The sequence below is a fragment of the Nonomuraea sp. NPDC005692 genome, assembly GCF_040631115.1.
In the GTDB taxonomy this organism is placed as follows: domain Bacteria; phylum Actinomycetota; class Actinomycetes; order Streptosporangiales; family Streptosporangiaceae; genus Nonomuraea.
Genome location: NZ_JBEXYU010000030.1, coordinates 103,383 through 121,128 on the forward strand (window position 1 = coordinate 103,383; position 17,746 = coordinate 121,128).

The 17,746-nt window shown below is 70.2% G+C and carries 19 protein-coding genes; 9 read left to right on the forward strand and 10 right to left on the reverse strand.

Annotation, left to right across the window (positions count from 1 at the left end; translation table 11 throughout):
• The first annotated feature begins 111 nt into the window (after positions 1-111).
• Positions 112-1,014 carry a type I pantothenate kinase gene (coaA, locus tag ABZ459_RS40870; protein ID WP_357982807.1) on the forward strand — a complete coding sequence of 301 codons (903 nt, stop codon included), beginning with the start codon at positions 112-114 and terminating at the stop codon, positions 1,012-1,014.
• Here coaA and ABZ459_RS40875 read toward each other — a convergent pair.
• Positions 986-1,120 carry a hypothetical protein gene (locus ABZ459_RS40875; RefSeq protein WP_352318657.1) on the reverse strand — a complete coding sequence of 45 codons (135 nt, stop codon included), beginning with the start codon at positions 1,118-1,120 and terminating at the stop codon, positions 986-988. The genes coaA and ABZ459_RS40875 overlap by 29 nt on opposite strands.
• Positions 1,121-1,183: 63 nt before the next feature.
• Between ABZ459_RS40875 and ABZ459_RS40880 the strand changes: the two genes are divergently transcribed.
• The 5 genes from ABZ459_RS40880 to ABZ459_RS40900 are packed head-to-tail and all read left to right on the forward strand — an operon-like array spanning position 1,184 to position 5,534.
• Positions 1,184-2,110: a DUF389 domain-containing protein gene (locus ABZ459_RS40880; protein ID WP_357982733.1), complete on the forward strand. Its 927-nt coding sequence runs from the start codon at positions 1,184-1,186 to the stop codon at positions 2,108-2,110.
• Positions 2,111-2,150: 40 nt separating this feature from the next.
• A complete protein-coding gene (locus ABZ459_RS40885) occupies positions 2,151-3,059 on the forward strand; it encodes an ABC transporter ATP-binding protein (protein WP_352362861.1) in 909 nt (302 codons plus the stop codon).
• Positions 3,052-3,906, forward strand: coding sequence for an ABC transporter permease (locus tag ABZ459_RS40890; protein ID WP_357982736.1), 855 nt, complete (start codon positions 3,052-3,054; stop codon positions 3,904-3,906). Before ABZ459_RS40885 ends, ABZ459_RS40890 begins: the two co-directional genes overlap by 8 nt.
• Entirely contained in the window at positions 3,903-4,817 is a 915-nt protein-coding gene (locus tag ABZ459_RS40895) for an ABC transporter ATP-binding protein (RefSeq protein WP_352362865.1), read from the forward strand. Before ABZ459_RS40890 ends, ABZ459_RS40895 begins: the two co-directional genes overlap by 4 nt.
• Positions 4,818-5,534 carry an ABC transporter permease subunit gene (locus ABZ459_RS40900; RefSeq protein WP_357982740.1) on the forward strand — a complete coding sequence of 239 codons (717 nt, stop codon included), beginning with the start codon at positions 4,818-4,820 and terminating at the stop codon, positions 5,532-5,534. It begins immediately after the preceding gene.
• A gap of 43 nt (positions 5,535-5,577) precedes the next feature.
• Here ABZ459_RS40900 and glmM read toward each other — a convergent pair whose 3' ends face one another.
• From glmM to rplM, 3 genes are read right to left on the reverse strand one after another with little or no spacing between them, the layout of a single operon-like run.
• Entirely contained in the window at positions 5,578-6,927 is a 1,350-nt protein-coding gene (gene glmM / locus ABZ459_RS40905; RefSeq protein WP_357982743.1) for a phosphoglucosamine mutase, read from the reverse strand.
• Position 6,928: 1 nt separating this feature from the next.
• Positions 6,929-7,450, reverse strand: coding sequence for a 30S ribosomal protein S9 (gene rpsI / locus ABZ459_RS40910; protein ID WP_125644639.1), 522 nt, complete (start codon positions 7,448-7,450; stop codon positions 6,929-6,931).
• A gap of 26 nt (positions 7,451-7,476) precedes the next feature.
• Positions 7,477-7,920, reverse strand: coding sequence for a 50S ribosomal protein L13 (gene rplM, locus ABZ459_RS40915; protein ID WP_352328322.1), 444 nt, complete (start codon positions 7,918-7,920; stop codon positions 7,477-7,479).
• A 322-nt stretch (positions 7,921-8,242) separates the two neighbouring features.
• Between rplM and ABZ459_RS40920 the strand changes: the two genes are divergently transcribed.
• The 3 genes from ABZ459_RS40920 to ABZ459_RS40930 all read left to right on the forward strand — a co-directional run bounded on the left by ABZ459_RS40920 (position 8,243) and on the right by ABZ459_RS40930 (position 13,472).
• Positions 8,243-9,004, forward strand: a complete 762-nt coding sequence (locus ABZ459_RS40920) for a CAP domain-containing protein (protein ID WP_357982746.1) — start codon at positions 8,243-8,245, stop codon at positions 9,002-9,004.
• Between the two features lie 54 nt (positions 9,005-9,058).
• A complete protein-coding gene (locus ABZ459_RS40925; RefSeq protein ID WP_357982749.1) occupies positions 9,059-10,147 on the forward strand; it encodes a hypothetical protein in 1,089 nt (362 codons plus the stop codon).
• Positions 10,148-11,477: 1,330 nt separating this feature from the next.
• Entirely contained in the window at positions 11,478-13,472 is a 1,995-nt protein-coding gene (locus tag ABZ459_RS40930; RefSeq protein WP_357982752.1) for a hypothetical protein, read from the forward strand.
• On the opposite strand, the gene truA is transcribed toward ABZ459_RS40930, so the two are convergent.
• The 6 genes from truA to rpsM form a co-directional block, all read right to left on the reverse strand.
• A complete protein-coding gene (gene truA, locus ABZ459_RS40935) occupies positions 13,446-14,336 on the reverse strand; it encodes a tRNA pseudouridine(38-40) synthase TruA (RefSeq protein WP_357982755.1) in 891 nt (296 codons plus the stop codon). The two genes, ABZ459_RS40930 and truA, sit on opposite strands and share 27 nt — an antisense overlap.
• 59 nt (positions 14,337-14,395) lie before the next feature.
• Entirely contained in the window at positions 14,396-14,941 is a 546-nt protein-coding gene (rplQ, locus tag ABZ459_RS40940; protein ID WP_357982758.1) for a 50S ribosomal protein L17, read from the reverse strand.
• Between the two features lie 159 nt (positions 14,942-15,100).
• Positions 15,101-16,117, reverse strand: a complete 1,017-nt coding sequence (locus tag ABZ459_RS40945; protein ID WP_043623495.1) for a DNA-directed RNA polymerase subunit alpha — start codon at positions 16,115-16,117, stop codon at positions 15,101-15,103.
• 103 nt (positions 16,118-16,220) lie between these two features.
• Positions 16,221-16,847: a 30S ribosomal protein S4 gene (gene rpsD, locus ABZ459_RS40950; protein ID WP_352327498.1), complete on the reverse strand. Its 627-nt coding sequence runs from the start codon at positions 16,845-16,847 to the stop codon at positions 16,221-16,223.
• 23 nt (positions 16,848-16,870) lie between these two features.
• Positions 16,871-17,275 (reverse strand): 30S ribosomal protein S11, encoded by a 405-nt coding sequence (gene rpsK, locus ABZ459_RS40955; RefSeq protein WP_020542285.1) that lies wholly within the window; start codon positions 17,273-17,275, stop codon positions 16,871-16,873.
• A gap of 42 nt (positions 17,276-17,317) precedes the next feature.
• Complete coding sequence (rpsM, locus tag ABZ459_RS40960) at positions 17,318-17,698, reverse strand: 30S ribosomal protein S13 (RefSeq protein WP_125644650.1); 381 nt, start codon at positions 17,696-17,698, stop codon at positions 17,318-17,320.
• Between the last annotated feature and the right edge of the window lie 48 nt (positions 17,699-17,746).

Sequence of the window (17,746 nt, forward strand, 5' to 3'; positions counted from 1 at the left end):
CTTTGGTAATCCCACGTTTTTATCCACAGGCTGTGGATATCCGCCGCGGCGCACCCGCCCATGATCGCATTTGTCCCCCATCGCTACGCTGCCTAGGTGAACAACGGCTACGTGGAACTGAGCAGGGAGCAGTGGAGCGAGCTCCGCAAGAACACGCCCTTGACTCTCACCGCAGACGAGCTGGAAGACCTGCGCGGCGTCGATGACCCCATCGACCTCACCGAGGTCACCGACATCTATCTCCCCCTGACCCGGCTGCTCAACCTGCACTTCACCGGGTCCAAGCAGCGCAGCAGCGTGCTGAGCGCCTTCCTCGGCGATGCGGGGACGCGCGTGCCGTACATCCTGGGCATCGCCGGGAGCGTCGCGGTCGGCAAGTCGACCACGGCGCGGCTGCTGCACACCCTGCTGGCCCGCTGGCCCGAGCACCCGCACGTGGAGCTGATCACCACCGACAGCTTCCTCTACCCCAACGCGGTGCTGGAGGCCAAGGGCATCATGCAGCGCAAGGGCTTCCCGGAGAGCTACGACCGGCGCGCGCTGGTCAGGTTCGTGGCGGAGGTCAAGGCGGGCGCTCCCGAGGCGTACGCGCCGGTCTACAGCCATCTGGAGTACGACATCGTCCCCGGCGCCCGCCAGGTCGTGAAAAATCCAGACATTTTGATCATCGAGGGCCTGAACGTCCTCCAGCCCGCCCCGCCCACGTCCCTGGCCGTCAACGACTACTTCGACTTCTCCATCTACGTGGACGCCAAGGTCGAGGACATCCGCACCTGGTACGTCGAACGGTTCCACAAGCTGCGCCGCACGGCCTTCGAGGACCCGAAGTCCTACTTCAAGTACATCGCCGAGCTCACCTACGAGCAGGCCACGGACTTCGCGGTCAACGTGTGGCGCGACATCAACGAGCGCAACCTGGTCGAGAACATCGCCCCCACCAGGGGACGCGCCGATCTCGTCCTGCAGAAGGGCGCCGACCACGCGGTCAGGCGGGTACGGCTTCGCCGGACCTGAACACCTCGTCGAAGACGTAGGCGGCGAACCGGCCCGCGCACTCCTGGTCGTCGATGTCGGCGAACCAGCAGTCCTCACCGTGATCGTGGCATCTGAAGCGAGTCATGTGAGGCAGCCTCGCGTACGGCGGTCAACGCAACGTCAATGTCCGATGGACAACAATGGCGGGGTGCTGCATCTGCGACTGATCATCCCTGCCGACCGCACCGACGAGGCCGTCGCGTTGCTGCAGGAGTGCACGGGCGTCACCAACGTCATCGTGCTGCCCGGGGCGGCCCGCGAGCCGGCGGGCGACGTCGTCCTCTGCGACGCCGCCCGCGAGGCGGCCAACGTGGTGATCAGCCGGCTCAAGTGGGTGGAGGACGTCGGCTCGATCGCCATCGAGCAGGTGGACCTGTCGCTGTCCAGGGCCGCCACGGCGGCGGTCGAGGAGGCGCCCGGCGATCCCGACGACGCGGTGGTGTGGGAGGAGCTGGCCCACAAGGTCTCCAGCGAGTCCCGCATCACCTGGGCCTACCTGGCCTTCCTGGCCATCGCGACGCAGCTCGCGGGCATCGGCGTGCTGCAGAACTCGCCCATCCTGATCGTCGGCGCGATGGTGCTCGGCCCGGAGTTCGGCGCGATCGCCGCGATCTGCTTCGGCCTGCTGGGCCGGCGCGGACGCCTGATCACCACCGCTCTGCGGACCCTGGTCATCGGCTTCACCGTCGCCATCGCCATCACCTTCGCCTGCGCGCTGGTCTCCAACTGGCTGGGCTGGATCGACATCGGCAACCTGAAGGTGAACGCGGAGGTGCAGTTCATCGTCAAGCCGGACAAATGGTCGTTCATCGTGGCGCTGCTGGCGGGGGCGGCGGGCGTCCTGTCGGTGACGGCGGGCAAGTCCTCGGCCCTGATCGGCGTGTTCATCTCGGTCACCACGGTCCCGGCGGCCGGCTACCTCGCCGTCGCGCTGGGGCTCGGCGACTGGGCGGAGGTCGCGGGGTCGGTCTCGCAGCTCGCGGTGAACATCCTCGGCATGATCATCTCGGGTACGGCCACGCTCCTGGTCCAGCGGAAATTCTGGCCTCAAGTAGGACAGCGTTCATCCGTGTGAACGAGGCCAGGCCCACCCCGCGCCGGGTAGGGTCCGCCACATGCACATCCTCGCCACCGAGGGGCTGACCAAACGCTTCCCCACCGTCACCGCGGTCGACGGGCTCACGGTGACCGTGGGATCCGGCGTCACCGGGCTGGTGGGGGCGAACGGCGCGGGCAAGTCGACACTGATCAAGATGCTGCTCGGCCTGCTGCCGCCCAGCCAGGGCGCCGCGCGGGTGCTCGACCTCGACGTGACCGCGCAGGGCGCCGAGATCCGCCGGCTCGTCGGCTACATGCCCGAGCACGAATGCCTCCCTCCCGACGTCTCCGCGACCGAGCTGGTCGTCCACCTCGCCAGGATCTCCGGGCTGCCGCGTACGGCCGCCCGCGAGCGCGCCGCCGACGTGCTGCGCCACGTGGGCCTGGCCGAAGAGCGCTACCGCCCGATCGGCGGCTACTCCACCGGCATGAAGCAGCGGGTCAAGCTGGCCCAGGCTCTCGTGCACGACCCCAAACTCGTCTTCCTCGACGAGCCCACCAACGGGCTCGACCCGCGCGGCCGCGACGAGATGCTGACGCTGATCAGGCGTATCGGCACCGAGTTCGGCATCAGCGTGCTGGTCACCTCCCACCTGCTGGGCGAGCTGGAACGCATCTGCGACCACGTGATCGTCATCGACGGCGGCCGCCTGCTGCGCTCGTCGGCGATCTCGGAGTTCACCCAGGCCACCCAGACGGTCACGGTCGAGGTCGAGGACGGCCTGGAGCCCCTGGCCCGGCGCCTGACCGAGACCGGCCAGACCGTCTCCCAGCAGGGCCGCCTGCTGGTCGTCAAGGTGCTCGGGCCCGAGACCTACGACGCCGTCCGCGACGCCGCCGTCGACCTCGACCTGTGCCTGATCCGCCTCGAACAGGGACGCCACCGCATCGAGGACGTCTTCAGGGAGGAGGCGGCCAATGTCTGAGATCTACGACATCGGCTACCGGCACTACGACGGCCCCCGCATGGGCGGCGCGTACGCCACCCGCGCGCTCACCGTCCACAGCCTGCGCGGCATCTTCGGCCTCGGCCGTCCGGCGCGCAGCAAAATCGTGCCGTTCGCGCTGGTCGTCATCATGCTGCTGCCCATGGTGGTGTCGATCGCGCTCATGGCGCTGGCCCAGCAGCGCGGCATCCCCTACAGCGGGTTCGCGGTCCTCATGCAGGCCGTGGTGGCCATCTTCCTGGCTTCCCAGGCCCCCACGGTCGTCGCCCCCGACCTGCGCCACCGCGTGCTGCCCCTGTACCTGTCGCGGCCGATCTCGGTCTTCCAGTACGTGGCCGCCAAGGTGATCGCGATGACCGCCGCGCTGTTCCTGCTGGTCGCCGGGCCGCTGACGCTGCTGTGGATCGGCGAGCTGGTCGTGGACATGCCGGGGCCGCCCGCCACCGGCGAGTACCTCGGCGCGCTGCTCATGGCGCTGGTGCTGGCGCTGCTGCTGTCGGCGTTCGGCCTGGCCCTCGCCTCGTTCACGCCGCGGCGTGGGCTGGGGGTGGCCTCGGTGATCACGGTCTACCTGCTGTCCTCGGCGTCGGTGCCGCTGCTCTACGGCACGATGCTCAACACCGGGAACGAGTCGGGGGCCGCCTGGGCCTGGTTGATGAACCCGTTCTGGCTGGTCGACTCCGTGCAGTCGTGGCTGTTCGGCACCCCGACCCACGCCGAGGGTCAGTATCCCAACGGTCCCGCCTCCGCGGCGATCCTGGTGGTGCTGATCGGCGTGGGCCTGGCCGCTCTCGCGCTGCGCTACAGGAAGGCGGCCTCGCGATGAAGATCGAGCTCTCCCAGGTGTCCCGCTGGTACGGCAACGTGGTGGCGGTCAACGACGTGACCATGACGATCGGCCCCGGCGTCACCGGCCTGCTCGGGCCCAACGGCGCCGGCAAGTCGACGTTGCTGCACATGATGGCCGGGTTCCTGGCGCCGTCCGGCGGCTCGGTCACGCTGGACGGCACCCAGGTCTGGAAGAACCACCACATCTACCGAAATATCGGCCTGGTCCCGGAACGCGAGGGCGTGTACGGCTTCCTCACCGGCTGGCAGTTCGTCCTGTCCGCCGCCCGCCTCCACGGCCTCCCCGACCCCGTCGAGGCCGCCCGCAAGGCCCTGGCGACGGTCGAGATGGAGGAGCCGAAGGACCGCCGGGTGGAGACGTACTCCAAGGGCATGCGCCAGCGGGTCAAGGTGGCCGCCGCCCTCGTCCACGACCCGGCCGTGCTGCTGCTCGACGAGCCGTTCAACGGCATGGACCCGCGCCAGCGCCTCCACCTGATGGACCTCATCCGCGCCATGGGCACCGCGGGCAAGACGATCCTGTTCAGCTCGCACATCCTGGAGGAGGTCGAGCGGGTCGCCCAGCACATCGAGGTCCTGGTGTCCGGCCGGCACGCCGCCTCGGGCAACTTCCGCGAGATCAGGCGCCTGATGACCGACAGGCCCCACCTGTTCGTCATCCGTTCCAGCGACGACAGGAAGCTCGCCGCGGCCCTGATCCGCGACGAGTCGGCCGGCGGCATCACGCTCCGCCCGGACGGCCTGGAGGTCCAGGCGACCGAGTTGCGGCGCTTCGCCCGGCTGCTCCCCCGCGTCGCCCGCGACGAGGGTGTGCGCCTGCACCAGGTCTCCCCCGCCGACGAGGACCTGGAGAGCGTCTTCGCCTACCTGATCAACAGGAGCACCTGAATGAACACCGTGGTCGCGGGCATCACGTACCGCTCACTGCTCGGGCGTCGCCGCATCATCCTGCTCCTGCTGCTCCCGCTGGCCCTGATCGCCCTGGCCGTGCTGCTGCGCGTGGTGACCGGCGCCGACCAGAAGCTGGCCGTGGACCTGATGAAGGACTTCGCCATCAAGGCGATGCTGCCGCTGCTGGGGGTCATCGCGGGCACCGGCGTCATCGCGCCGGAGATCGACGACGGCACCGTCATCCACCTGATGTCCAAGCCCATCTCCAGGCCCGTGATCGCCCTGACCAAGTTCGGGGTGGCGGCCTCGCTCATGGCCGTGTTCGGGGCTCTGCCGACGTACGTGGCGGCCTGGATCCTGGTGGGCGGCGAGGACGGCATCGCGGCCGGTTTCGCCCTCGGCGCCCTGATCGCCGGCATCGCCTACGCCGGGCTCTTCCTGCTCCTCGGGGTCGTGACCAAGCACGCGGTCACGATCGGCGTCATCTACGCCCTCGTCTGGGAGGTCACCGTGGTGAGCTTCATCGAGGGGGCGAGCAAGTTCTCCATCCAGGAGTGGGCCATGGCCATCGCCGACCAGATCTCCGACTCGCCCTTCCTGGGGTCGAAGGTCGCGATGGGCTTCGCCGTGCCGGCGCTGGTCGTCGTGACCGTGGGCGCGGTCTTCTGGGCCGGCCGCAGGCTGCGGGTGTTCGCCCTCACCGGCGACGAGTAGCGGCCCGGCGGGTACGGCGCGAGGCCGTACCCGCCCAGGCGCGTCAGGAGGCGCAGGCCGTACGGACCACGTCGGCCAGGCGGCCCGCCACCTGGTTGGCGTGCTCCTCGGAGGCGGCCTCCACCATCACCCGGATCATGGGCTCGGTGCCGCTCGGCCGGATCAGCACCCGACCGGTCTCCCCCAGCTCCGCCTCGGCCTCGGCCACGGCGGCGATGAGCTCGGGCACCGACGCCTTGCCCTTGTCGACGTCCTTGACGTTGATCAGGATCTGCGGCAGCGGGGTCATCACCGAGGCCAGCTCCTTCAGCGGGACGCCCGACTTGGCCACCACGCCCAGCAGGTGGAGCGAGGTGAGCAGGCCGTCGCCCGTGGTGGCGTGGTCGAGCAGGATGACGTGACCGGACTGCTCGCCGCCCAGGTTGAACCCGTCGGACTTCATGCGTTCGAGGACGTAACGGTCGCCGACCGCGGTCTCGATCACGGTGATGCCGGTCTCGCGCATCGCCAGCTTGAAGCCCAGGTTGGACATGACGGTCGCGACCACGGTGTCCTTGGACAGCAGGCCGTCGCCGTGCATGGCGGCGGCGAGCACCGCCATGATCTGGTCGCCGTCGACGACCGTGCCGGTGTGGTCGACCGCCAGGCAGCGATCGGCGTCGCCGTCGTAGGCCACGCCCAGATCGGCGCCCCTGGACACGACTATCTGCTGGAGCTTGTCCAGGTGGGTGGAGCCGTGCCCGGCGTTGATGTTGAGCCCGTCGGGTCTGGCGCCGATGGCCTCGACCCGGGCGCCCGCACGCACCAGCGCCTCGGGCGCGACCATGTGGGCGGCGCCGTGCGCGCAGTCGACCACGACGTGCAGGCCGTCGAGCGCGGCGGTCATCGTGGTCAGGACGTGCGAGATGTAGCGGTCGGCCTCGCCGTACGCGTCGCGCACGCGGCCGACCCCCGAACCGACGGGGAAGGACCAGCTCTCACCGAGCCGGCGCTCGATCTCGTCCTCGACCGCGTCGGACAGCTTGAAGCCGCCCCTGGCCAGGAACTTGATGCCGTTGTCCGGCGCCGCGTTGTGCGAGGCGGACAGCATGACGCCGAGGTCGGCGCCGAGCGCGGCGGTGAGATGGGCGACGGCCGGGGTGGGCAGCACGCCGAGGCGCAGCACATCCACTCCGGACGCCGCGAGGCCGGCGACCACTGCGGCCTCCAGGAACTCCCCGGAGGCTCGCGGGTCCCGGCCCACGACGGCCACGGGACGACGTCCCGTGGCCGCGAACGCGCCCGCATCACCGAGTACATGGGCGGCCGCCACGGACAGGTCCATGGCGAGCTCGGCCGTGAGGTCGCGACCAGCGACCCCACGTACCCCGTCGGTGCCGAAAAGGCGCGCCAATTTAGCGCTTGCTGTACTGCGGAGCCTTGCGGGCCTTCTTGAGGCCGTACTTCTTCCGCTCCGTGGCGCGGGCGTCACGGGTGAGGAAGCCGGCCTTCTTCAGCGGCGGGCGGTTGACGTCGACGTCCAGGATCGCCAGGGCGCGGGACAGGCCCATGCGCAGCGCGCCGGCCTGGCCGGTGACGCCGCCGCCGTCGATGCGCGCGATGACGTCGAACGCCTCTTCGGCGCCGAGGACCACGAAGGGCTCGTTGACGATCTGCTGGTGGACCTTGTTCGGGAAGTAGACATCCAGCGAACGACCGTTGATCGTCCACTTGCCGGTGCCGGGGACGATGCGCACGCGGGCGATCGCCTCCTTGCGGCGACCGGTGCCGTACGAGTTACCCGTGGTGACGGGCTTGCGCACGGGCGCGTCAGCGCTGGCAGCGGACTCGGTGGTGTACTCGGACGGGAAGTCCTCGCCGGAGAATTCCTCCAGCTCGGTCTCGACGACCGTCTCGACACCGGTGGGCTCAGCCACGGTTCTCCTCTAACTCTTTCGAACTACTACTGGGCGATCTGGGTGATCTGGAACTGCACCGGCTGCTGGGCCTGGTGCGGGTGGTCGGAACCCGCGTAGACCTTCAGCTTCTTGGCCATCTTCCGGCCGAGGGAGTTCTTCGGCAGCATGCCCTTGACGGCCTTCTCGACGGCCTTCTCCGGCCGCTTGTCCATGAGCTCGCCATAGGTGACGGAACGCAGACCGCCCGGGTAGCCCGAGTGACGGTACGCCTTCTTCTGCTCACGCTTGTTACCGCTCAGCGCAATCTTGTCGGCGTTGATGACGATGACGAAGTCACCGGTGTCGACGTGGTTGGCGAAGATCGGCTTGTGCTTGCCGCGGAGCAGGTTCGCGACGTGGCTGGCCAGCCGGCCCAGCACGACATCGGTCGCGTCGATGACGTACCACTGACGCTGGACGTCGGCGGGCTTCGGTGAGTACGTGCGCACGGTCGTAGCCTTCTTTTGCTCGCGTCTTCGGCGCTGTCGGATGCGACAGCTACATGGGTCGGTCGGTGCGGGCACACGGCAGCCCGGACCTTCCGTCTCCCGAGCCCGATGGGCTTGATGATGGGAGATGACGCCGGACGCGCCGCGCATCGGTCACGCTGGACCTATGCACACAACGAACGATTAGGTTACCCGCCTACAGGCGCGCAGGTCAAAAGACCGGTAACCCTGCACGATTCTACCTGACAGCAGAACGGTTCCATTTCGTTTCCCTGGGATCCCTTCTTTCCCAGTACCCGACATCTCTATCGTTAGCTGCGGTATGTGGCGGAACTCTCACACCCGGCAAACCCAGCGGGGCGCGCGGCGCCGGAACAGCCTGGGTGTGCTGGCCTGCCTGATGGCCGCGCTGTTCACCGGCGTGCTGCTCGGCCGGCTGTCCGACGACGTCGAGCCCACCGCCCACATCTACCTCAACGAGACCGCACCGCCGGCCGCGGCCACCGCGCGTCCCGCCCCCACCGCCGTGCAGAAGGCCCAGCCCGAGCTGGACCGCATCCCGCGACAGGCCAGTACGGTCAGGACGCCGCGCGGCAGATCCACCCCGAAGCCCACGAAGACCCCCGAGGGGCAGATCGCCGGCTTCGACGCCAAGGACGACCCCACCCAGGTGTTCACCGGCGGCGGCGACCAGGCCAAGGTGATCCCCGGCATGGCCGCCCGGGTCGTCACGCTCACCAACGCCGCCCGCGCCGAGCGCGGCTGCGGGCCGCTGCGGGTGGACGGCAGGCTGGGACGCTCGGCGCGCGAGCACTCGCTGGAGATGGCGCGCACCGGGCAGCTCGCCCACAACTCCCCCGACGGCGCCTCCCCCTGGGACCGCATGGACCGCGCCGGCTACCACTGGGGTGCCGCCGAGAACATCGGCAACGGCTACAGCACGCCCGAGCAGGCCGTACGCGGCTGGCTGGACAGCCGTGACCACCGCAGGAACATCCTGGACTGCACCCTCAAGGCCATCGGCGTCGGCGTCGCCGCCGGACCGGACGGCCCATGGTGGACCCAGGACTTCGGAACTCAATGACGAACATCACGGTAATGTCTCCGCATGGTTTCCAACGGCAATGAGGAACGTGGCATGGACAGCGGTCCCCGCCGTTCGCGCAGGGAGCGCGCCGCCGACGGCGAGACCACTCAGCAGTCTCCGTTCCCGCAGCCTCCGTCCTCGCAGTCTCCGTTCCCCGGGCCTTCGCAGCCGCCGCAGTCGGCGCGTACCGGCCAGTTCCTGCCGCCCGAGCAGCCCGGCCAGCCTGGGCCGTTCGGCCAGTCGGGGACGTCCGGCCAGTCGGGGTCTTTCGGCCAGTCGGGGGCGTTCGGCCAGTCGGGGTCTTTCGGTCAGCCGCCGTATTCGTCGCAGTCCGCGCAGTCAGCGCAGCCGGGACAGCCAGAGCAGTCCGAGCAGTCGCCGCAGCCACAGCAGAGCCGGGTCGGCTGGAGCCCCTACGACGAGGGCCGGCGCTCCCGCGCCCCGCTGTGGTTCGCGATCGGCGGCGTCCTGCTGCTGGGCCTGCTCGGCGGCGGCCTGGCGCTGATGTGGAACGCCGACGGCCCCAGCACCGCCGCGGCCGGCGCCCCCACCCGGACCTCCGCGCCGCTCCCCTCGGCCCCGCCCGGCAAGTACGGCTTCGCGGCCGAGCGCAAGACCGACCCCGACCCGATCACGGTCAAGGAGATCTTCGGCTCGACGAAGAAGATCAACGTCTCGGGGCGTTCGTACGAGATGACGGTCACCAGCAAGGACAAGAAGTGCACCGACGGCGCCCTGGGCGACAAGCTCCAGAAGGCGCTTAAGTCGGGCAAGTGCACCCAGTTCCTCCGGGCCAGCTTCCGCGACAAGTCCGGCAAGGTGATCGGCACGATCGGCGTGGCCAACCTCAAGACGAGCGGCACCGCCAGCAAGGTGGCCAAGGTCGGCGACGCGAGCAACTACGTCAAGCCGCTGGCCGGCAAGGACAGCGTCACCAAGATGCTCGGCTCGGGCAGCGGCGGCGCCAAGATCTCGGCCCACGGCCACTACGCGATCATGGTGTGGTTCCAGAACAAGGACGGCAGCAAGCCGGACAAGAAGGAATCGAAGCGCATCCTCGAAGCCATCAAGGACCTCAGCGACGCGACCGTCTTCAAGGCTCTGGACAACCGTTCGATGACGGGAAGCGCGCTCAGCTGAACCGGCATCCCGGTCGATAACCCCCTAAAGAGGGCGGCGGATCCCGCGGGGAACCCCCATACCGACATAACGATCTCGCTACTCTCGCTAGGCTCGCCCTATGCGTGGCCAGGAACCCGGGTCTGAGCACGATCGCAGGGAAGCCGACCGTACGACCGCATCACCGATGCCACCGCCGAGTTTCGGCCGCATCGGCAGCGGCGTCCCGTCGGCGTTCTCTCCCTCAGGTGAGCCGACCGGCGACGAGACGCGGGTTCCAGGTGGCACCCCACCGGAGCCCGCGGACGCGTCCGCCGGCGTACAGCCGTGGGAGGTGGCCGGCGACGACTCGGCCCCCTACGACTGGTTCGCCGACGACGCCCCCGACACTCCACCGTCCCCGGGCTCCTCCGCCCCCGCTCCCCACCCCTCCATCAGCGCCCCCTTCGGCACCCCAGGCGCCTCCTCCGGGCCCGGCGCCCTTCCCGAGACCTCCGGCCCCCGCGCGAGCGGCCCCTCCGAAGCCTCCGGCCCCTTCCACGTCCCTGGGCCGCACGCCCCGTTCGGAGCGCCCACCCCCTTCGGCGCTCCCGAGGCCGGCGGCGCCCCCCAGGGCCCGAGAGCCGACGAAGACACCATCGCCGCCCCCCGGGCCCCCCGCGGAAACACCGGCCCCTGGCCCACCGGTACTCCCCCCACCCCGGCCTCCGGCCCCCATGCCTCGGGATCCGGCATCCCCGGCCCTTCCGGAACGCCTGCCTCCGCCGCCGGCACGCCCGTCTCGGCTTCAGACCCCGCAGGGGTTGCCGATGCCCCCGAGTGGGCTGTCGACGCCCCGACGAGGCCCGCCTGGGCCCCCCAGGTTTCCGACGAACCCGGCGGGCCGTCCCGCTCGTCCGACCAGCCCGCCTGGGCTCCCCAAGCTCCCGACCAGGCCGCCTCGCCGCCCAGAGCCGTCACCGACCCCGGACGCCCCCTCGGCACCCCCACCGAAGCCGGCTGGGGCCCCAGGCCGTCCACCGAGACCGGGCCGGGCGCAGGCACCACCGACACACCCGCCTGGACCCCCCAAACTCCCGACCAACCCACCTGGACCCCCAGAAACGCCACCGAAGCCACCTGGGGCCCCCAACGCGGGGACGCCCCCACTTGGAACCCGCAACCCCAGAACAACGCCGGCTGGGGTCCGCACCCCGGAGACAACCCCACCAGGGGCCCGCAGCCGGAGGACGACGCCTCCTGGACCCCCGCCCCCGGCCAGTGGGCCGCAACCCCGGAGGAAGACCCTCCCGCCTGGCCGGCCCAGCCGGCCGTACCGGGCGCGCCGCCGTGGGAGCAGCCAGGACCGGTCGTGCCGGGTGCGCCGCCGTGGGAGCCGCCGCCGGCGTTCACGGCCGCCGCAGCGGGCCTTCAGGTGTGGCCCGCCCCGGTCGCCGACCCGCACGCCATGCCCCCCTGGCCCGCCGCCACAGGCGAACTCGTGGCCGAGCCGGACGCCGACGACCCGGCCCTCGGCGACCCCACCGCCCGATTCCCCACCACCCAGGCCGGTCACCCAGCGCCCCCGGCGCCAGCCGACCAGCAGCCCCCCCGGCTCCCCGCCCCACCGACCGACACCCCGACCAGCCGCTCCACCGGCACGCCGAGCGGCACAGAACCGCCGGTCACCCCGTCGACCGCCACGGTCGGCGCCTCCGCCACCGGCGGGCCCACCGACCCGAACGCCACCGCACCGGCGTTCCCCCACGACCCCGCCACGCCGTACGACCAGGACGCCGCACCGTACGCCCCCGGCCACCCGCCGTACCCCGCCGACGCCCTGGACACCCCGGACGCCGCGCCGCACGACGGCCCTGACGCCGCACGCTTCGGTTCCGAGCCCGGACAGCACGGCCCCGACGCCGCACGGTTCGGCTCCGAGCCCGGACAGCACGGCCCCGACGCCGGACGTTTCACCCCCGAGGCCGGTTCGTACGACCCCGATGCCACCCGCCCGGGCGGCATCCCCAAGACGGCCCACTACTTCGACCCCGAGGCCGCCAAGCGCGACGCCGCCGCCACCGTCCAGCAGCACGCCGCCACCGCCCCGCCGCACGAGGAGCACGACCCGGCGGCCCAGGACACCCCGCCCCAGGGCATGCGCGCGTCCGACCCCCGCGAGGAGCCCACCGGCCCCATGCGGACGGCCCACCACGTCGAGCCCCACCCCACCAACCCGACAGGCCGCCCCCCGGAGCCGGGCGACGTACCCGTATGGCCCCCCATGCCCCCGGCCGAGGAGAAGCGCCCGGAGGACAGGCACCCGGACGAGAGGCCCGACGAGGCGACGCAACGCGCAACCGGCCACTCTCCCGACACGCCCCCACAGCACGCCCACCCGGCAGAGCAGGGCCCGGACGACAAGCAGGCCGAAGACCGGCGTTCCCCGGAGCCCCGAGCGGACCAGTCCCCCACCCAGGACAAACTCCCCGACCTGCCCTTCAACCAGGAGCTGTGGACGAAGCGGCCCGGCACCGCCCTGGACCTCCCCACCCCGCCCCATGGCACGCCCACCTTCCCACCCGGCGCGTTCAGGCAACCCCCGTTCCAGATCCCGCCGCCACCGCCCCCGGCCCGCGGAAAGAGCAAGCGAGCCCTGCTCGTCACCCTCGGCGCCCTGGCGCTGGCAGGCGTCGCGACCGGCGGCTTCTTCGCCTACCGCGCGCTGAGCACCACCCCGCCGACCGCCACGACCGCGGGCGCCACCCCTGCCCCGCCCACGCCGCTGCCCACCACGGAGCTGTCCACCAGCCCGCCCGCCGACGTCCCGGGCGCGTCCATGCTCAATTCGGAGGAGACCGACCCGAAGAAGATGTCCCTGACGGAGGCGTTCCCGAAGAAGAAGGTCTCCGCCGCCGGCACGACGTTCACCAGGGTCAAGACCGACACGGAGACGAGCTGTGACAAGGCGGCGACCGGCGCGTTCGCCGACGCGCTGCGCGAGCGGAAGTGCAGCCGGATCATCCGGGCCACCTACGTCGACAGCAAGCGCCGCTACGCCGTGACCACCGGCATCGCGGTGCTGCCGACCAAGGAGGACGCCGTCCTGACCGACCAGGCCAAGAACCTCTCGCGCAACGTCTGGTTCCGCGCGCTGCCGGGTGCGGAGGGAAGCGGGGGCGAGCGGGTGTCGATCGCCGGCGGCTACGCGGCCGGCCTGGTGTGGGGCAGGTACATCGTCTTCAGCTACGCCACCCACGCCGACGGCCACACCCCGGACGCCAAGGACAAGACGCTGGCCAAGGTCAGCGGGGCGTTCAGGGACCAGACCTCACTCGTCCTAGAGCGCCGCGTCACCAAGGGCTGAGAGCGTCCGGACCCGCCGGGTGGCGGCGGCCCGCGCGGCGAGTTCGTCCGCCGCCGGGTAGCCCACCTCCTCCAGGCAGAGCCCGTGCGCGGGCGCGACGTGCACCCCGGAGTCCCGTACGGCCTGCGTCAGCACCTGGCCGGGCCACTCCACCGGCCGCCGCCCGTCGCCCGCGGCCAGCAGTGAGCCCACCAGCGCCCGGACCATCGAGTGGCAGAACGCGTCCGCCACGACGGCGGCCACCAGCACGCCGTCCGCCTCGCGCGTCCACTCCAGGCGCTGCAGCTCCCTGATCGTCGTGGCGCCCTCGCGCTTCTTGCAGAACGCCGCGAAGTCGTGCTCGCCCACCAGCCGCCGGGCCGCCGCGTTCATGGCGTCGAGGTCCAGCGGACGGCTGTGCCAGACCACCTCGTGCCGCCGCAGCGGATCGACCCCGCCCGCCCTGTCGCACACCCGGTACGCGTACCGGCGGAACATCGCGGAGAATCGCGCGTCAAAGCCCTCAGGAGCCACCGAGACCCGATGAACACGTACATCCTGGGGCAGAATCCCACCCAGCCGCCGGACGAGCGCAGAGAGCCGCTCATCGACGTCCAGGGGTCCACGGTTGCCGTCGAGCTCGGCGAGCGACCCGGCCGGCACGTCCACGTGCGCCACCTGGCCGCGCGCGTGCACGCCCGCGTCCGTACGCCCGGCCACGGTCAGCGCGGCGGGCTCGGCCAGGCGCAGGATCCTGGTGAGCGCCAGCTCGATCTCACCCTGGACCGTACGGCGACCGGGCTGCCTCGCCCATCCGGAGAAGTCGGTCCCGTCATATGCCAGATCCAGGCGGAGCCGTAGCACGATCGTCCCTTTCGCGTTCATGGAAAAGGGCCCGGACCCCCGCGAAGGGGATCCGGGCCCGATTCAACCAGCCTGAGAGATCAGGCCTCGTCCTTCTTCGCCTCGGCCTCGGCGGCCGGAGCCTCCTCGGCGGCAGCCGGGGTCTCCTCGGCGGCGGCCTCGGGGGCCTCGGGCGCCTCGGTCTCGGCGGCCTCGGTCTCCTCGGCGGCCGGAGCCGGAGCGGCAGCGGCGGCCGGAGCCTCGGTACGGCGGGTGGTGACACCGTTCAGCGGCTCGGACACCAGCTCGATGAGGGCCATCGGAGCGTTGTCGCCCTTACGCGCGCCGATCTTGGTGATCCGGGTGTAACCGCCCGGACGCTCGGCGAACGTCACCGCGATCTCGGTGAACAGGTGGTGAACCACGCCCTTGTCCTTGACCACGGTCAGGACCTGGCGACGGTTGTGGATGTCGCCCTTCTTCGCCTTGGTGATCAGGCGCTCCGCCAGCGGACGAAGGCGCTTGGCCTTGGTAACCGTCGTACGGATCTTGCCGTGGCGGAACAGGTCCGTGGCGAGGTTCGCCAGGATCAGCCGCTCGTGCGCCGGGCTGCCGCCAAGACGTGCACCCTTGGTGGGCTTGGGCATTGCTTTCTCCTCTTGGGTTAACCCGCCCCGGCCGTACCAGGTACCGGAGTCGGGCCGGCCGCAGTCACCACGACTGGGCCGTTACGTTCGTCACGCGCCGAGCGGCTGGGCCACTCGGCGCGTGCGGGGCACGTGCGGAGACGGGTCTCCGCACGAGGCTCAGTACTGCTCGGTCTCGACGTACGCGCTGTCGTCGTCGTCGTAGCCGCCGCCGGCCACCGCGCTCGGGTCGAACCCGGGCGGGGAGTCCTTGAGCGCCAGCGACATCTCGTGCAGCTTCTGCTTGACCTCTTCGATCGACTTGGCCCCGAAGTTCCTTATGTCGAGAAGGTCCTGCTCGCTGCGGGCGACGAGCTCACCCACGGTGTGGATGCCCTCGCGCTTGAGGCAGTTGTAGGAGCGAACGGTCAGGTTCAGCTCCTCGATCGGCAGCGCCAGGTCGGCGGCCAGAGCGGCGTCGGTCGGCGACGGGCCGATGTCGATGCCCTCGGCCTCGACGTTGAGCTCACGGGCCAGGCCGAAGAGCTCGACGAGGGTCTTGCCGGCCGAGGCCACCGCGTCGCGGGGCTTCATGGCGGGCTTGGTCTCGACGTCGAGGATGAGACGGTCGAAGTCGGTGCGCTGCTCGACTCGGGTCGCCTCGACCTTGTAGGTGACCTTGAGCACCGGGGAGTAGATCGAGTCGATCGGGATGCGCCCGATCTCCTGGCCCGGCTGCTTGTTCTGGGCGGCGGAGACGTAGCCGCGACCGCGCTCGACGGTCAGCTCCATCTCCAGCTTCGCCTTGCCGTTGAGCGTGGCGATGCGCAGCTCGGGGTTGTGCACCTCGACACCGGCCGGAGGCGCGATGTCAGCGGCGGTGACCTCACCCGGGCCCTGCTTGCGCAGGTACATCACGACCGGCTCGTCGTGCTCGGAGGAGACGACCAGCTCCTTGAGGTTCAGGATGATGTCGGTGACGTCTTCCTTGACCCCGGGAACGGTCGAGAACTCGTGCAGCACGCCCTCGATGCGGATGCTCGTCACGGCCGCGCCCGGGATGGACGACAGCAGCGTGCGGCGCAGCGAGTTGCCGATGGTGTAGCCGAAGCCCGGCTCCAGCGGCTCGATGACGAACCGGGACCGGGTCTCGTCGATCGACTCTTCGAGAAGAGTCGGGCGCTGAGCGATCAGCATGGTGGGTTCTCCCCTTGTCGTGTGACGCCCGCTATATGACGCCACTCCGATAAACAGTCTAGTTCGGGTACGGACATCCGTACCCGAACTAGAACGTCATTGACTACTTGGAGTAGTACTCGACGATGAGCTGCTCTTGGACCTGGGTGTCGATCTGCTGGCGAACCGGCAGCTGGTGGACCAGGACGCGGAGCTTCTCCGGCACGACGCCGAGCCACGCGGGAACGGTGCGCTCGCCCGCGGTCGCCCGAGCGACCTCGTAGGGCAGCAGGTTGCGCTTGGTCTCGCGGACCTCGATGATGTCGTGCTCGCGAACGCGGTACGACGGGATGTCGACCTTCTTGCCGTTCACCAGGATGTGGCCGTGGCGCACCTGCTGGCGGGCGGCGTCACGCGACTGGGCGAAGCCGGCGCGGTAGACGACGTTGTCGAGACGGCTCTCCAGGATCTGGAGCAGCACCTCACCCGACTTGCCGCTCTTGCCCGCGGCCTCCTCGTAGTAGTTGCGGAACTGCTTCTCGAGGACACCGTAGATACGACGGGTCTTCTGCTTCTCGCGAAGCTGAAGCTGGTACTCGGACTCCTTGGGGCGTCCGCGGCCGTGCTCACCCGGCGGGTAAGGACGGATCTCGATGGGGCACTTGGCGGACTCGCACTTGCTGCCCTTGAGGAAGAGCTTGGTCTTCTCGCGACGGCAGAGCTTGCAGTCCGCGCCCGTGTAACGAGCCATTTCTCAATATCTCCTGGGGAAATTCAGACGCGGCGGCGCTTCGGCGGACGGCAGCCGTTGTGCGGGACCGGCGTGACGTCCTGGATCGAACCCACCTCGAGGCCGGTGGCCTGGAGGGAGCGGATCGCGGTCTCACGGCCGGAGCCGGGACCCTTGACGAACACGTCGACCTTGCGCATGCCGTGCTCCATGGCGCGGCGGGCGGCGTTCTCGGCGGCCATCTGGGCGGCGAACGGGGTGGACTTACGGGAGCCCTTGAAACCCACGTGGCCGGCGCTGGCCCAGGAGATCACGTTCCCGTTGGGGTCGGTGATCGAGACGATCGTGTTGTTGAACGTGCTCTTGATGTGGGCGTGCCCGTGAGCGACGTTCTTCTTTTCCTTGCGGCGCACCTTCTTCGGGGCACCCTGACGGCTCTTAGGAGGCATTGTTTGCCATTACTCCTGAGATCTTCGGTCCGCGGCTGTGGACTACTTCTTACCGGGCTTCTTCTTACCGGCGACGGTCTTCTTCTTGCCCTTACGGGTACGCGCGTTGGTCTGCGTGCGCTGACCGTGGACCGGAAGGCCCTTGCGGTGCCGGATGCCCTGGTAGCAACCGATTTCGATCTTGCGACGGATGTCGGCCTGGACCTCGCGGCGCAGGTCACCCTCGATCTTGAAGTTCGCCTCGATGTAGTCACGCATCGGGACGAGCTCGGTGTCGGAGAGCTGGTGCACGCGGAGGTCGCCGCTGACACCGGTCGCCTGGAGGATCTCCTGGGCGCGGGTGCGGCCGATTCCGTAGATGTAGGTGAGAGCGATCTCCAGCCGCTTCTCGCGGGGGAGGTCGACGCCAACCAGGCGAGCCATGGTCGGGCATTCTCCTTCTTTTGGGCGGAGGTCTTGCGCCGCACTACC

What these genes read in the sequence shown, in the direction of transcription:
- ABZ459_RS40875 (WP_352318657.1), bottom strand. Translation starts at nt 1,120, where the DNA reads ATGACTCGCTTCAGATGCCACGATCACGGTGAGGACTGCTGGTTCGCC.
- ABZ459_RS40885 (WP_352362861.1), top strand. Translation starts at nt 2,151, where the DNA reads ATGCACATCCTCGCCACCGAGGGGCTGACCAAACGCTTCCCCACCGTC.
- ABZ459_RS40890 (WP_357982736.1), top strand. Translation starts at nt 3,052, where the DNA reads ATGTCTGAGATCTACGACATCGGCTACCGGCACTACGACGGCCCCCGC.
- ABZ459_RS40895 (WP_352362865.1), top strand. Translation starts at nt 3,903, where the DNA reads ATGAAGATCGAGCTCTCCCAGGTGTCCCGCTGGTACGGCAACGTGGTG.
- ABZ459_RS40900 (WP_357982740.1), top strand. Translation starts at nt 4,818, where the DNA reads ATGAACACCGTGGTCGCGGGCATCACGTACCGCTCACTGCTCGGGCGT.
- ABZ459_RS40920 (WP_357982746.1), top strand. Translation starts at nt 8,243, where the DNA reads ATGTGGCGGAACTCTCACACCCGGCAAACCCAGCGGGGCGCGCGGCGC.
- ABZ459_RS40925 (WP_357982749.1), top strand. Translation starts at nt 9,059, where the DNA reads ATGGACAGCGGTCCCCGCCGTTCGCGCAGGGAGCGCGCCGCCGACGGC.
- truA (WP_357982755.1), bottom strand. Translation starts at nt 14,336, where the DNA reads ATGAACGCGAAAGGGACGATCGTGCTACGGCTCCGCCTGGATCTGGCA.
- rplQ (WP_357982758.1), bottom strand. Translation starts at nt 14,941, where the DNA reads ATGCCCAAGCCCACCAAGGGTGCACGTCTTGGCGGCAGCCCGGCGCAC.
- ABZ459_RS40945 (WP_043623495.1), bottom strand. Translation starts at nt 16,117, where the DNA reads ATGCTGATCGCTCAGCGCCCGACTCTTCTCGAAGAGTCGATCGACGAG.
- rpsD (WP_352327498.1), bottom strand. Translation starts at nt 16,847, where the DNA reads ATGGCTCGTTACACGGGCGCGGACTGCAAGCTCTGCCGTCGCGAGAAG.
- rpsK (WP_020542285.1), bottom strand. Translation starts at nt 17,275, where the DNA reads ATGCCTCCTAAGAGCCGTCAGGGTGCCCCGAAGAAGGTGCGCCGCAAG.
- rpsM (WP_125644650.1), bottom strand. Translation starts at nt 17,698, where the DNA reads ATGGCTCGCCTGGTTGGCGTCGACCTCCCCCGCGAGAAGCGGCTGGAG.